This is a genomic window from Erythrobacter sp. BLCC-B19 (assembly GCF_028621955.1).
Taxonomy (GTDB): Bacteria; Pseudomonadota; Alphaproteobacteria; order Sphingomonadales; family Sphingomonadaceae; genus Erythrobacter.
This window is the reverse complement of the sequence record NZ_CP117516.1, coordinates 1,290,756-1,304,694: the sequence shown is the minus strand read 5'-3', so window position 1 is coordinate 1,304,694 and position 13,939 is coordinate 1,290,756. Positions and strand designations below refer to the sequence as shown.

The following is a 13,939-nucleotide window of genomic DNA, read 5'->3' as shown; positions in this document are numbered from 1 at the left end:
TTGCGCGGGCCCTCCGGCCCGCCATTTCCTCGCTCATGCGACCTGAAGGTCGCGTCGCTGCGGGCGGCCGGTCGGCCTTGCGGTCGCTACGCGACCGGTTCCAGCGCATACCTCGAACGATTTGGCGAGACCCTTAGCTGTTCTCCCCCTCGCGGCTCACCAGCAGCTTGTCGATCCGGCGGCCGTCCATGTCGACGACCTCGAAGCGCCAGCCCTGATCGGTGAAGTGCTCGCCCTCGTGCGGCAGCTTCTTCATGACCGACAGGGCATAGCCTGCTGCCGTGCCGAATTCGCGGTCCTCGCCATATTCCAGCCCCAGCCGGTCAGCCAGCGCATCGGCTGACAGCGAGCCCGAGACCAGCAGCGAGCCATCCTCGCGCTCGACCACGCTCGGCAGATCGCCATCGTCCGAATCGCTGGCGAAGTTGCCGACGATCGCGGTCAGCAGGTCGACCGGGGTGACGATGCCTTCGAAGTGGCCGTATTCGTCATGCACCACCGCCATCGCGACCTCGGCCGATTGCAGCACGCGCAGGGCGTCCATCGCGTCGAGCTGATCGGGCACCACCTCAACCTTGCGCATCATGGCGCGGATCGCGACCGCCTCGCCTGCGACCATCGCCGCCAGCACATCGCGCACCTTGACCACGCCGAGGATCGTATCGGGCGAGCCTTCGGCGACCGGCAGCAAGGAATGGGAACTGTCCTCGATCGTCTCGCGGATTTCGGCGAGATCGGCATCGGCCTCGATCCAGTCGACCTCGGTGCGCGGGGTCATCATTTCGCGCACGGGCCGTTCGGCGAGGCGGACGACGCCGGTGAGGATCTGGCGCTGCTCGGCCTCGATCACGCCCGACCGGGTGGCCTCGGCGAAGATCATCTGAAGCTCTTCGGCGGTGACGGTGTCCTCGTTTCCGCCGCGCAGGCCCATCAGCCGGATGATTGCCGCCGAGCTCGAATCGAGCAGCCACACCAGCGGGGCGGCAGCCTTGGCCATGAAGGCCATGGGGCGCGCCATCACCAGCGACACGGGCACCGCCGCGCGCAGGGCCAGCTGCTTGGGCACCAGTTCGCCGACGATCAGCGACAGATAGGTGGTAAAGGCGATCACCACCGCAAAGCCGGTCTCGTCGGCATATTGCGGCGGCAAGCCCAGCCATTCGAGCCGCTCGCCCACCGGCCCGCCGAGACTCGCGCCGGAATAGGCCCCGGCAATGATGCCGATCAGCGTGATGCCGATCTGCACGGTCGAGAGAAACTTGCCCGGATCGGCGGCCAGGCTGATGGCGATGCGCGCACTGGTCGATCCACCTTCCGCCTTGGCTTCGAGCGTGCTGGTCTTGGCCGAGACGATCGCAAGTTCGGACATGGCGAAAACGCCGTTGATGACGACAAGGGCGACGATGATCGCCAGATCGGTCCATGGAAAAGGTGTCACGCCCTTCGCGCTAGCACAAACCGAGGCGCTTGCCAGCCATGCCGGGTTATCGGGTCTGTTCAACGTGGGTCAATGAAGCGGCGGGCAAGGGCAGCACTGTCCCATCGGGCCGGGAACTTGCCGCCATGCGGGGGGCATGTCATGCTCGGCCCAAGAAAAGAGGGAGGAACACACGATGAAGATTTCGCGCATCCTTATGTCGGGCACCGCGGCGCTGGCGCTGCTGGGCACCACCACGGCCTGCGTCACCGACCCCAACACCGGCGAAAAGAAGATTTCGCGCACCGCAATCGGCACGGGTCTGGGCGGCACGCTCGGCTATCTGCTGGGCGGGGCTATCGGCGGCGACACCGGGCGCATCATCGGTGCGGGCATCGGCGGTTCGGCCGGCGCGGTGATCGGCAAGCAGTATGACGATCAGATCAAGGAACTGAAGGAACAGACCGCCGGAAGCGGCGTGGATGTCGAGGAAGTGGGCGATCAGGACGCGATCCTCGTCCGCCTGCCCGACGGCGTGACCTTCGCGACCGGCTCTGCCGCGATCAATCCGGGCTTCTTCGACACGCTCAACAGCGTGGCCGAGACGCTGATCAAGTATCCCAACAGCCTGATCGACGTTTACGGCTTCACCGACACCACCGGTGCGCCCGCGACCAATCAGCGCCTGTCCGAACAGCGCGCGCAGGCGGTGGCCGATTACCTCGCCGCGCGCGGCGTGGCACGCGCCCGGATGGCGACGCAGGGCTTCGGCGAGCAGTATGACTATCTGCGCGTGAAGACCGGCGACAACGTCAACGAACCGCTGAACCGCCGGGTCGAAATCAAGATCATCCCGGTCAGCCAGCAGGATGTGCAGTCGGCCCGTCAGGGGAATTGATAGACGCACACCCATGCAGGACGGGCTGCCCGCAAGGGCGGCCCGTTTTGCATTTCAGCGTAGCGCCGCCGCCCGCTCCGCCAGCCGTTCGACAGCGGCGGCATGGATCGCGGGCGAGCAGACCAGCACGCCGAAATCCCGCGGGTCGTGCTTGTTGTAGGCCAGCGGCTGCCCGAAGGCGTCCGTTACCTCCGCCCCCGCCTCGCGCGCGATCAGGGTGGCTGCGGCAATATCCCATTCGAAGCCCCAGCGCAGCGTCGCGACCAGATCGGCCTCGTCGGCGGCGACCATCGCGATCCGCAAGGCAATCGAATTGGGCTGTTCGACCGCGACCAGATCGCTGTCTTCCTTGGGCAAGGCGAAGGTCGGAACCCTCGCGCCGGTGAAGGTGGTGCGCTGGCTCGCCCGGATCACCTCGCCGTTGCGCGTGGCGCCCTGTCCGGCGACTGCGACCCATTCTTCCCCCCGCGCAGGCGCGGCGAGCATCCCGATCAGCGGCCGGCCTGCACTGACCAAGGCGACCGACACCGCCCAGCCCGGCCGTCCGCGCACGAAATCGCGAGTGCCGTCGATCGGATCGACCAGCCAGATCAGCCCGCTCTGGGTGCGGCCCTTGTCGTCCGCGGTCTCTTCGGAAAGCCACGCAGCCGAGGGCAAGAGCCGCGCCAGCTCGCGCTTGAGGAACCGGTCGACCTCAAGATCGGCCTCGCTCACCGGATTGCCCGGAGTCTTGTCCCAGCTGTGCAGATCGTGGCCCGCCCCGGGCCAACGCGAGTGCGCGATCCTGCCCGCCTCGCGGACGATGGCCAGAAGGTGCTGCCTGTCAATCATGAGAGGCTTCCGTGTTGGCCGTGCCGCAGGCACTTTTCAAGAGGGACGATCCGTGCTTAGGCCGCGCGCGGACACACCTCTCCCCAGGGAATTGAGACGAAGGGATCGATACGTCATGAACGTCCACGAATATCAAGCCAAGGAACTGCTTGCCAAGCACGGGATCGCCGTCCCCGCAGGCCATGCCGCGCTCAGCGTCGAAGAAGCGGTCGAAGCCGCCAAGAAGCTGCCCGGGCCGCTCTATGTCGTGAAGGCACAGATCCACGCCGGCGGCCGCGGCAAGGGCAAGTTCAAGGAACTCGGCCCCGACGCCAAGGGCGGCGTGCGCCTCGCCAAGAGCCTTGAGGAAGTGGAAGCCCACGCCAAGGAAATGCTCGGCAACACGCTGGTCACCATCCAGACGGGGGATGCGGGCAAGCAGGTGAACCGCCTCTATGTCACTGACGGCGTCGACATCGCCAAGGAATACTACCTCTCGCTGCTGGTCGACCGCGCGACAGGCCGCGTTGCCTTCGTCGTCTCGACCGAGGGTGGGATGGACATCGAGACCGTGGCGCATGACACGCCCGAGTTGATCACCACCTTCTCGATCGACCCCGCGCAGGGCTTCCAGCCGCACCACGGCCGCGCCGTGGCCTTCGCGCTGAAGCTTCAGGGCGATCTCAACAAGCAGGCGCAGAAGCTGGCGAAGCAGCTCTACGATGCCTTCCTCGCCACCGATTGCGAGATGCTGGAAATCAACCCGCTGGTCGAAAGCGAAGACGGCAAGCTGCTGGTGCTCGACGCCAAGATGAGCTTTGACGGCAACGCGCTCTACCGCCACCCCGATATCGAAGCCCTGCGCGACGAGACCGAGGAAGACCCGGCGGAAGTCGAGGCATCCGAATACGACCTCGCCTACATCAAGCTCGACGGCAACATCGGCTGCATGGTGAACGGCGCAGGCCTCGCGATGGCGACGATGGACATCATCAAGCTGAACGGCGCCTTCCCGGCGAACTTCCTCGACGTGGGCGGCGGCGCCACCACCGAGAAGGTGACCGCGGCCTTCAAGATCATCCTCAAGGACCCGGCGGTCGAGGGCATCCTCGTCAACATCTTCGGCGGGATCATGAAGTGCGATGTGATCGCCAACGGGATCGTGCAGGCCGCGAAGGACGTGAACCTCCAGGTTCCGCTGGTCGTGCGCCTCGAAGGCACCAACGTGGCCGAAGGCAAGGCGATCCTCGCCAATTCGGGCCTCGCGATCGTGCCCGCCGACAACCTCGGCGATGCGGCGCAGAAGATCGTCGCGGAAGTGAAGAAGGCGGCGTAAGCCTCTTTCACGCGCGAGTTTCGAAAACCCCCGCCGGTTCGCGCCGGCGGGGGTTTTTCTTTTTCGTCAGCGCGATCGGCGACTTATGGCGTTTGCTGTCGCTTGAAGCGGAACACAAGCTCCTGCGGCTCGGGCTTGGGGCTCTTCATCCGCACCGCCACCACCATGCCGCCCTCGCCGTCGCAGCGATAGGTGAGCGCGTTGAAATAGAGCGCGCAGGGCTCGGCGGCGATCAGGCGGAAGGTGATCATCCCGTCCTTGTCCTCCCAACCGGTCAGGTCGGGATTGAAGTGCTTGAGCTTCACGACGAGGCTGCCGTCCTGTTCCATCAGGTACATATGTTCGGAGAACATGATTCCGCCCGCGGCGGTCTCCTGCACGAACAGGCCGACCATCGTGTCGCCCGAGGGCACAAGCCAGCTTTCGTGCGCCTCGGCACCCTCGATGCCCTCGCCGCTCCATGCACCGACCAGCCACGCGGCATCGCCCAGCGTCGCCGTGCCGGTCGCTTCGCCGGGCACGGCCACCCGCGTTTCCTGCGCCGCTGCCGGCACCGCCGCGGCGAGCACCGCCAATGCCCCCAGCGCCCTTATCATCAGCATGATCATTGCATCTCTCCCCGCTGCCGAACGTATCGTGAAGCGATGCCTGCGGTAAAGGACTGGTGAATTGAATGCTTGACCTTGCACCGAGGCAAAGCGAGGGGAAGCCCACATTTCCGACGCTATGGCGCGCTCCAGACTGCTTGACGTTTACGTAAACGCAAGCTAGGCGGGCGGCCAAGGCCCAAGTGCCACGTGATTCTTTGAGAGGAAGGACAAGCCATGAAGATCCTCGTCCCCGTCAAGCGGGTGATCGATTACAACGTCAAGCCGCGGGTCAAGGCCGATGGCACGGGCGTTGACCTTGCCAACGTCAAGATGAGCATGAACCCGTTCGATGAGATCGCGGTCGAGGAAGCCATCCGCCTCAAGGAAAAGGGCGCGGCGACTGAAATCGTGGCCGTCAGCGTCGGCCCGGCCAAGGCGCAGGAAACCCTGCGCACCGCGCTCGCCATGGGTGCCGACCGCGCGATCCTCGTCGAGACCGAGGAAGAGGTCGAGCCGCTGGCGGTCGCCAAGATCCTCAAGGCCATCGCTGACGAAGAAGCCCCCGGCCTCGTGATTCTCGGCAAGCAGTCGATCAGCGACGACAGCAACCAGACCGGCCAGATGCTTGCCGCGCTGATGGGCCGTCCGCAGGGCACCTTCGCCAACACTGTTGCCGTTGAAGGCGATTCCGTGGTGGTGAAGCGCGAAGTCGATGGCGGTCTGCAGACCGTCAAGCTGACGATGCCCGCGATCGTCACCACCGACCTTCGCCTCAACGAGCCGCGCTATGCCTCGCTGCCCAACATCATGAAGGCCAAGCAGAAGCCGCTCGCGACCAAGACCCCGGCTGACTACGGCGTCGACATCGCCCCGCGTCTCAAGACCCTCAAGGTCGCCGAGCCGCCGGTGCGCCAGGCCGGCATCAAGGTCGCCGACGTCGCCGCGCTGGTCGAGAAGGTCAAGGCGCTCGGCATCGCGTAAGCGCGCCAGCCCTTCAGGTATAAGGACACATCAAGATGAAGACTCTGGTTCTCGTCGAACATGACAACACCAAGGTGAACGACGCGACGCTCGCGGTGGTCACTGCTGCGGGCAAGCTGGGCGAAGTGCACCTGCTGGTCGCCGGTCACAATTGCGGCGGCGTGGCTGAAGCCGCGGCGAAGATCGCGGGCGTGGGCAAGGTCCACGTCGCGGATGACGCGGCCTATGCCAATGGCCTCGCCGAAAACGTCGCGCCGCTCGCCGCCGCGCTGATGGCCGATCACGACGCCTTCCTCGCCGCTGCCACCACGCAGGGCAAGAACGTCGCCCCGCGCGTCGCTGCGCATCTCGACGTGATGCAGGTGAGCGAGATCCTGTCGGTCGAAGGCCCCAAGACCTTCACCCGCCCGATCTATGCCGGCAACGCCATCGCTACGGTCGAATCGACCGATGCCAAGCTGGTGATCACCGTGCGCGGCACCGCCTTCGAAAAGGCCGCGACCGAGGGCGGTTCGGGCACTGTCGAGGCCGTCAGCGGCCCCGGTGATGCCGGCACCTCGAGCTTCGTCAGCTCGGAAATCGCCAAGAGCGAGCGTCCGGAACTGACCAGCGCCAAGATCATCGTCTCGGGTGGCCGCGCGCTGAAGGACGCGGAAACCTTCGAAGCGACCATCACGCCGCTGGCTGACAAGCTCGGCGCGGCCATCGGCGCGAGCCGTGCGGCGGTCGATGCGGGCTATGTCCCCAACGACTACCAGGTCGGCCAGACCGGCAAGATCGTCGCCCCCGAAGTCTACTTCGCCATCGGCATCTCGGGCGCGATCCAGCACTTGGCCGGCATGAAGGACTCGAAGGTCATCATCGCCATCAACAAGGATGAAGACGCCCCGATCTTCCAGGTCGCGGACATTGGCCTCGTCGCCGATCTTTACGCCGCCGTGCCGGAGCTGACCGGGGCGCTGTAAGGTGCGCCTTCAGTCAAGGACTTGAAATTGCAAGAAACCCCCGGCAAGCTGCGCGCTTGTCGGGGGTTTTTCTATGGTCGCACGTTATTGCCTTGCTCTTGCCGCGCTCGGCTTTGCCAGTCCGGCACTCGCCGAGCCGCTGCGGCTCCAGCCCACTTCGCCGTGGGAACTGCGCGAGTATGACGACAAGTGCCGGATGATCCGCACCTTCGGCGAGGGCGAGGATGAACTCACCCTGTGGGTCGACAAGGGCGGCCCCGGCCCCGGGGTCAACATCACGCTGATCGGGCGCCCGGTGCGCAGCCCCTATGGCGCCTATGTCCGCGTCGCCTTCGCGCCGGGCGAGGCGGTGGAGCGCAATTTCATCACCGCCACCTCCAGCAAGGGCCGCCCGGTGCTGGGGCTGTTCGGGGTGCAGATGGTATCGCTGCTGGCCGATCGGCCCGAAGCGCCCGCCGCCGCCGATACCGCGGACGAAACGGTCGCACTGGCGGACTCCGAGCTCGCCGACTATGCGGACGAGGACACGATCAAGCGCCGCTATGGCCAGATCACCGCGCTCGAAATGTCGGGCGGGGTGATCAATCCGATCACGCTCGAGCTTGATCGCGTGCTGCCGATGGCGAACGAACTGATGGCCTGCACCAACGCCCTGACCAAGCGGCTCGCGCAGGACTTCAAGGCGGCGGGCGGGATGGCTAAAGGCCCGCAGCCAGTCGATGCGACGGTGTGGGCGGCCAAGATCCAGGAGAACTACCCCGCCCACCTCGCGCGGACCGAACAGCAGGGCTCGGTCGGGGTGCGGCTGACGATCGACAAGACGGGCAAGCCGACCTTCTGCGAGGTCATAGCTTACAGCGGCCCGGCTTCGTTCAACGAAACCGCCTGCCTGCAATTGCTGCGCCACGCGAAGTTCACCCCCGCCACCGACGGCGCGGGCAATCCGGTCGCCAGCTTCTATACGACCCGGATCACCTATCGCCTCAACTAGGAGACGGGATTGGCAAGGCGCTTCGGTTCATCGCAAAGTCCTTGTTTTGTAACGTGCTTCGGGCAGTTTGCCGGTCTCACAGGAGGTCGTCCCATGGTTCGCACGCTGCCCGCTTTCGCGCTTTCCCTGTCTGCCACACTGGTCGCCGCGCCGCTGGCTGCTGCTGATGCGCCGCCGCTCGAACTGGCTCCCAATAGCCAGTGGAACGTCGATTTCGCGCCTGACAAGTGCCAGCTGATGCGCACCTTCGGGGAAGGCGAGAACCAGCACTTCCTGCGCTTCCAGCAATATTCCCCCGGCCGCTGGGCGGGGCTGACGGTGGCCGGGCCGGGGTTCAAGAAGTTCCGCAGCCTTGCGGCGACCGAACTGCGCTTCTTCGAGAGCCAGACCCCGCACAAGACCAAGCCCTTTACCGGCACGGTCGAAGGGTTCGGCACGGGGGTGATCTATTCGGGCATGACCGTCGACCGCGGGACGGGTGAGGGGTGGGATGACGAGGATATGCCCGACAGCACCACCGTGCCCCTGCTCGACACGGCGCTGGGCAAGCAGGTCGAATTCGTCGAGCTGCGGCAGGGCGGGCGGACAGTGCGGCTCAAGACCGGGCCGCTCAACGCTGCCTTCGAGGTGCTCAACCAGTGCACGCTCGATCTGCTGCGCGATTGGGGGCTGGATGCCGACCGGCATCTCACCGCGCAAAGCGGGCCGGTGTGGACCAATCAGGATGTGATCGTCCGGCGCATCCAGTCCGACTATCCGAGCGATGCGGCGCGCGAGGGCGAACAGGCGATCCTGCGGATGCGGGTGATCGTGTCGGAACAGGGCAAGGTCGAAAGCTGCACCTTGATCGATGCGACCCAGACCAAGGAACTCGAATCGCCCGCCTGCCGCTTGATGAAGTCCGCCACTTTCGAGCCCGCGCGCGATGCGAGCGGGGCGGCGTTCAAGTCCTACTTCGCGACGTCGATCACCTATCGGCTCGGCTAGACCCGCTCAGAGCACGGTGGTGATTAAATGCAGCGTCATCCCGACAAGCCCGCCAACCAGCGTGCCGTTGATGCGGATGAACTGGAGGTCGCGGCCCACCGCGCCCTCGACGCGGGCGGTGATCGTGGTCGCGTCCCAGCGCTTGACCGTCTCTGACACCAGCCGGACGATCTGGTCGCCGTAGCGGGTGGCGACGCCAACCAGCGTGCGGCGGGCGAAGCGGTTGATCTGGTGTTGCAGCCGCGCATCGGCCTGCAACGCCGCGCCCAGCTCGGCGAGCATATTGCGCATTTCCTCGCCCATCCCGCTTTCGGGATCGCGCGCTCGGCTGATGAGCGAGCGGCGGATGCGTTCCCACACCCCCGTCCACCACACCGCCACCGCCGGGTTGGCGATCAGGTCGCGCTTGATGTCCTCGACCTTGGCGCGGGTTTCGGGATCGTGCTGCAAGTCCTGGCCGAGCTTCGCCAGCCCTTCCTCGACCTTGCCGCGCAGGGGGTGGTCGGGGTTCACCAGCACCTCGGCGAGGAGCTTGTAGAGGCCGTCGAGCACGCTTGAGGAGATCGTCTTGTCGATCCCCGCCCAACGCAGCACGCCCGAGACGCGCTGGTGGATGATCTCGCGGATGGTTTCCTCGTTGTCCTCCAGCGTCAGGCCCGCCCAGCGCACAAAGCCGTCGATCAGCGGCTGGTGGCGCTTGTCGGCCATGGTGGTCTCGATCATCCGGCCCGCGAGCGGCGCGATGTCGAGCTTGGCGAGCTGGCTGGCAAGGCCGCTCCGCACCTGATTGCCGAGCCGGTCGGGATCGAGCGATTCGAGCACCTCGGCGAGCAACTCCGCCGCGCCGCTCGTGATGCGCGAGCGTTCATCCACGCCCCCGCGCTCGGGCGAGGCGGCGAGGAACTCCCCCGCCGCCTTGGCGATGTTCATCCCCGCCATGCGCCGCGCGACCACGGCGGGGGTGAGGAAATTCTCGCGCAGGAAGGCCGCCATCGTGTCGGCGATGCGATCCTTGTTTTCGGGGATGATCGCGGTGTGCGGGATCGGCAGGCCGAGCGGATGGCGGAACAGCGCGGTGACCGCGAACCAGTCCGCCAGCCCGCCGACCATCGCTGCTTCGGCAAAGGCGTTGACGTATCCCCAGGCGGGGTGACCCGTCACAGCAAGGCCGTGGGTGGCGATGAAGATCGCCGCCATCGCCGCCAGCATCGCTGTTGCCGTCCAGCGCATCCGCCGGGCACGGTCGACGCTCAGCGGCTGGCCGCCGAATGTCAAAGGCACAGGAGAACGTTTCGCCATGGCAGCGGCCTTAGCCCGGCAAGGGCCAGTCCGTCACCCCTTCCCGTTACTCGGCCGGTTTCTGGCCCGGCGCGGGCTTGGCAAGGCCAGGAAATGGCAGACCCGGGGCGGCTTGCTGCGGGCCATGCTCGTCACCCGGCTTGTAGGTCAGCATCCGCGCCCGCAGCCACGGCCCGACGCGCTTTTCGAACCCGTCGGCAAGGCTGAAGCCCGCGGGCACGATCAGCAGCGTCAGCAGGGTCGAGAGGACCAGCCCGCCGATCACCACGATCCCCATCGGCTGACGCCACGCACCGTCACCCGACAGCGACAGCGCCACCGGCACCATCCCTGCCGTCATCGCCACCGTGGTCATGATGATCGGCTGTGCGCGCTTGTGCCCGGCATCAAGGATCGCATCGAGCTTGCCCACGCCCTTGTTCATCTCCTCGATCGCGAAGTCGATCAGCAGGATCGAGTTCTTCGAGACGATGCCCAGCAGCAGCAGGATGCCGATATAGACCGGCATGGATTGTGGCTGGCCCAGCAGCCAGATCAGCAGGATCCCGCCCAGCGGCGCGAGCAGCAGCGAGGTCATGTTGACCAGCGGGCTCATCAACCGCTTGTAGAGCAGCACCAGCACCGCGAACACCAGCAGGAACCCGGCGATGATTGCGATGATGAGGTTGGTGACGAGTTCGGCCTGCCATTCCTCTTCGCCCACCACATCACGGATCACGCCCACGGGGAGATCCTGCAGCACCGGCAGCGCATCGATCTGCGCCTGCGCCTCGCCCTTGAGCACGCCTGCAGCAAGATCGGCCCCCACCAGCACGCGGCGGTTCTGGTTGTAGCGCTGGATCGCGGTCGGGCCCGACCCGAAGCTGATGTCAGCCACCCGGCTCAGCGGCACCGAGCCGCCATTGGCAAGCGGCACGGGCAGGTTTTCGATCGTCCGGAAATCGGTACGGGCCGCTTCCGACAGGCGCACCACGATCGGGATCTGGCGATCCGACAGCGAGAAGCGTGCGGCGTTCTGCTCGATCTCGCCGAGGGTGGCGATGCGGATCGTTTGCGACAGGGCGGCCGTGGTGACGCCCAGTTCGGCGGCGATCTTGTCGCGCGGGGTGATGATGATCTCGGGCCGGTTGAGATCGGCGCTGATGCGCGGGGCAACCAGCGACTTCAGGCCTTTCATTTCTTCAACCAGCCGCGTTGCGGTCTGTTCAAGCTGCACCGGATCGCTGCCGGCCAGCATCACGGTCATGTCGCGGCCCGATCCGAACCCGCCCGATTGCGACTGGAACCGCACCCGCGCGTCAGGGAACTTGGCGAGCTGCGGCGCCAGCTGGCGCTCGAACTCGACCGACGTGCGCTGGCGGTCTTCGCGCAGCTTGACGAAGATTGACGAGCTTTCACCCAGCCGGATGCGTTCGAGCAGGCGTTCGACCTCAGGCTCCTTGCGCAGCTGATCGGCGATGGCGTTGACCACCCGCTTGGTCTCGGCAAGCGTGGTGCCGGGCACCATCTCGATTTCGACGCGGCTGTTCTCGTCATCGATGGTGGGCTGGAACTGGCCCGGGATCTGGCCGAACAGCACGATCGTGATGAGCAGCGAAAACCAGCCGATGCCGACCATCCAGATCCGGTGATCGTAGAACCGCGCCGTCATCCAGCGCAGGTTGCGGGCCATCGCACCGCTGCCGCTTGCCGGGGCATCGAAGGCGCGGAAGGTCGCAAAGGCCGCGAGGAACGACAGGAGCGAGATCAGCAAGACGATCACCACTTCAAACACCTTGGCGACCAGCTTGTGCAGCGTCGTATTGGTATCGGCCGATACTGCGGTGGCGATCTGCTTGTGTACGTCGAGCCCGATCAACCCCTTCCACGGCGGAGCGACACCCATGCCCTCGGCGAAGGAGGCTGACACCGATCCGCTTGCGAGCTCGAACATGGTGAGCGCGGGCACGATCAACAGCAGCAGCAGGAACAGCAGCAGGCCCGGGACATAGAGGACGCGGTGACGCGGGCCGCTGAGCCCGGCGCGGCGCGCGACCATCTTGCCGGTGTCCAGCGTCCAGGCCAGCACGCGCATATAGGCGTCGATCATCGGCCCCTCGCCGTGTTCGGCATGGCCCTTGGACTTGAGGAAATAGGCCGCCATCAGCGGGGTGAGCATCCGCGCGACCGCCAGCGACATCAGCACCGCGACCACCACGGTGATCCCAAAGTTCTGGAAGAACTGCCCCGACACGCCTGGCATCAGGCCCACGGGCAGGAACACCGCGACGATGCAGAAGCTGGTGGCGACCACCGGCAGGCCGATCTCGTCGGCCGCGTCGATCGAGGCCTGATAGGCGGTTTTGCCCATCCGCATATGTCTGACGATGTTCTCGATCTCCACGATCGCATCGTCGACCAGCACCCCTGCCACCAGCGCCAGCGCCAGCAGCGAGAGGAAGTTGAGGTTGAAGCCGAGCAGATCCATGAACCAGAAGGTCGGGATCGCCGACAGCGGAATCGCGACCGCCGAGATGAAGGTCGCGCGCCAATCGCGCAGGAAGATGAACACCACGACCACCGCGAGCACCGCGCCTTCAACCAGCGCCCACATCGAGGACTTGTACTGCCCGCGGGTATAGGTGGTGCTGGTCGACAGCTTGATGAATTCGATGCCGGGGTTCTCGGCCTCGATCTTGTCCATCTCGGCAAGCGCCGCGTCATAGACCGCAAGGTCCGAAGCTCCGCGGGCGCGGTTCATCAGGAAGTTCACCACTTCCTTGCCGTTCACTTCGCTGATCGAAGTGCGTTCGGAATAGCCGTCGCGCACCTGAGCGATGTCCGCCAGCCGCACGGTGCGTCCGCCGCCCAGCTGGAGCTGGGTCTGCGAGAGCTGGTAGGCCGTGTCGGAGTTGCCGAGCACGCGCAGCGATTGGCGGGTGCCGCCGATTTCGGCGAGACCGCCGGCGGCATCGAGGTTGCTCTGCCGCAGCGCGGCGTTGAGCTGCGAGGCGGTCACGCCGAAAGACTGCATCCGCGCCGGATCGAGGATCACCTCGATCTGGCGGTCGACCCCGCCAAAGCGCTGCACTTCGGCCATGCCGGGGATCTTCAGCAGCCGCTTGGCCACGGTATCGTCGATGAACCAGCTCAATTGTTCGAGCGTCATGTCATCGGCCTCGACCGCGACATAGCCGATCGGCTCGCCCACCACGTCGACCTTGGAGACCTGCGGTTCGAGGATGCCGTCGGGCAAGCTGCCGCGCACCGAATCGATCGCGGTTTCGACCTCGTTGACCGCTTCGATCAGGTTGGTGCCGATTTCGAATTCGACGAAGGTGTTGGAACTGCCTTCGCGCGCGGTCGACTGGATCGAATTCACCCCGCTGATCGAGCGAAGCGCACTTTCGACCCGCTGGGTGATCTGGTTTTCGATCTCGGTCGGGGATGCCCCTGGTTGGGCGATGTTGACAACCACCGCAGGGAAATCGACGTCCGGGTTATTGGTCACGTCCATCCGCATGAAGCTGACGATCCCGGCGAACAGCAAGCCGGTGAAGAACACCAGCGGAATCACCGGGTTGCGGATCGACCAGGCCGAGATGTCCTTGAGCGCCATGATGTTCCTGCCTGTTGTGCGCCGGTCTTGCGCTGGCCTCTTCCGTTACGCGGTGAAAGCCCGCGCG

Annotated in this window: 11 protein-coding genes; 6 read left to right on the top strand and 5 right to left on the bottom strand. The window is 65.7% G+C overall.

The features are described from left to right. Positions 1–133: 133 nt before the first annotated feature. Positions 134–1,438: a hemolysin family protein gene (locus PS060_RS06050; RefSeq protein WP_273986210.1), complete on the bottom strand. Its 1,305-nt coding sequence runs from the start codon at positions 1,436–1,438 to the stop codon at positions 134–136. A gap of 175 nt (positions 1,439–1,613) precedes the next feature. Here PS060_RS06050 and PS060_RS06045 point away from each other — a divergent pair, with 175 nt between their 5' ends. Further along, on the top strand, positions 1,614–2,315 hold the full coding sequence (locus PS060_RS06045; protein ID WP_273986209.1) for an OmpA family protein: 702 nt from the start codon (positions 1,614–1,616) through the stop codon (positions 2,313–2,315). Positions 2,316–2,369: 54 nt separating this feature from the next. Here PS060_RS06045 and PS060_RS06040 read toward each other — a convergent pair whose 3' ends face one another. After that, on the bottom strand, positions 2,370–3,146 hold the full coding sequence (locus PS060_RS06040; protein WP_273986207.1) for a 3'(2'),5'-bisphosphate nucleotidase CysQ: 777 nt from the start codon (positions 3,144–3,146) through the stop codon (positions 2,370–2,372). 115 nt (positions 3,147–3,261) lie between these two features. Here PS060_RS06040 and sucC point away from each other — a divergent pair, with 115 nt between their 5' ends. Next, the gene (sucC, locus tag PS060_RS06035; RefSeq protein WP_273986205.1) at positions 3,262–4,461 is read left to right on the top strand and encodes an ADP-forming succinate--CoA ligase subunit beta; all 1,200 of its coding nucleotides are present in this window, start codon (positions 3,262–3,264) and stop codon (positions 4,459–4,461) included. Between the two features lie 83 nt (positions 4,462–4,544). On the opposite strand, the gene PS060_RS06030 is transcribed toward sucC, so the two are convergent. Then, entirely contained in the window at positions 4,545–5,069 is a 525-nt protein-coding gene (locus PS060_RS06030) for a DUF6265 family protein (RefSeq protein WP_273986204.1), read from the bottom strand. A gap of 216 nt (positions 5,070–5,285) precedes the next feature. Between PS060_RS06030 and PS060_RS06025 the strand changes: the two genes are divergently transcribed. The 4 genes from PS060_RS06025 (at position 5,286) to PS060_RS06010 (ending at position 8,975) form a co-directional block, all read left to right on the top strand. Next, positions 5,286–6,032 carry an electron transfer flavoprotein subunit beta/FixA family protein gene (locus PS060_RS06025; protein WP_273986203.1) on the top strand — a complete coding sequence of 249 codons (747 nt, stop codon included), beginning with the start codon at positions 5,286–5,288 and terminating at the stop codon, positions 6,030–6,032. A 35-nt stretch (positions 6,033–6,067) separates the two neighbouring features. Next, positions 6,068–6,997: an electron transfer flavoprotein subunit alpha/FixB family protein gene (locus tag PS060_RS06020; protein WP_273986202.1), complete on the top strand. Its 930-nt coding sequence runs from the start codon at positions 6,068–6,070 to the stop codon at positions 6,995–6,997. Between the two features lie 73 nt (positions 6,998–7,070). Beyond that, on the top strand, positions 7,071–7,988 hold the full coding sequence (locus PS060_RS06015; RefSeq protein WP_273986201.1) for an energy transducer TonB: 918 nt from the start codon (positions 7,071–7,073) through the stop codon (positions 7,986–7,988). Between the two features lie 93 nt (positions 7,989–8,081). Continuing rightward, on the top strand, positions 8,082–8,975 hold the full coding sequence (locus tag PS060_RS06010) for an energy transducer TonB (protein ID WP_273986200.1): 894 nt from the start codon (positions 8,082–8,084) through the stop codon (positions 8,973–8,975). Positions 8,976–8,981: 6 nt separating this feature from the next. Here the strand turns inward: PS060_RS06010 and PS060_RS06005 are convergent, their stop codons facing one another. Both PS060_RS06005 and PS060_RS06000 read right to left on the bottom strand, forming a co-directional pair. Beyond that, entirely contained in the window at positions 8,982–10,274 is a 1,293-nt protein-coding gene (locus PS060_RS06005; protein ID WP_273986198.1) for a DUF445 domain-containing protein, read from the bottom strand. 46 nt (positions 10,275–10,320) lie between these two features. Then, positions 10,321–13,872: an efflux RND transporter permease subunit gene (locus PS060_RS06000; protein ID WP_273986197.1), complete on the bottom strand. Its 3,552-nt coding sequence runs from the start codon at positions 13,870–13,872 to the stop codon at positions 10,321–10,323. Positions 13,873–13,939: the final 67 nt, after the last annotated feature.

Bases quoted from the DNA above. Each gene is read 5' to 3' on its own strand.
- PS060_RS06020 (WP_273986202.1), top strand. From the start codon at position 6,068: ATGAAGACTCTGGTTCTCGTCGAACATGACAACACCAAGGTGAACGAC.
- PS060_RS06005 (WP_273986198.1), bottom strand. From the start codon at position 10,274: ATGGCGAAACGTTCTCCTGTGCCTTTGACATTCGGCGGCCAGCCGCTG.
- PS060_RS06025 (WP_273986203.1), top strand. From the start codon at position 5,286: ATGAAGATCCTCGTCCCCGTCAAGCGGGTGATCGATTACAACGTCAAG.
- PS060_RS06015 (WP_273986201.1), top strand. From the start codon at position 7,071: ATGGTCGCACGTTATTGCCTTGCTCTTGCCGCGCTCGGCTTTGCCAGT.
- PS060_RS06040 (WP_273986207.1), bottom strand. From the start codon at position 3,146: ATGATTGACAGGCAGCACCTTCTGGCCATCGTCCGCGAGGCGGGCAGG.
- PS060_RS06010 (WP_273986200.1), top strand. From the start codon at position 8,082: ATGGTTCGCACGCTGCCCGCTTTCGCGCTTTCCCTGTCTGCCACACTG.
- sucC (WP_273986205.1), top strand. From the start codon at position 3,262: ATGAACGTCCACGAATATCAAGCCAAGGAACTGCTTGCCAAGCACGGG.
- PS060_RS06030 (WP_273986204.1), bottom strand. From the start codon at position 5,069: ATGATCATGCTGATGATAAGGGCGCTGGGGGCATTGGCGGTGCTCGCC.
- PS060_RS06045 (WP_273986209.1), top strand. From the start codon at position 1,614: ATGAAGATTTCGCGCATCCTTATGTCGGGCACCGCGGCGCTGGCGCTG.
- PS060_RS06000 (WP_273986197.1), bottom strand. From the start codon at position 13,872: ATGGCGCTCAAGGACATCTCGGCCTGGTCGATCCGCAACCCGGTGATT.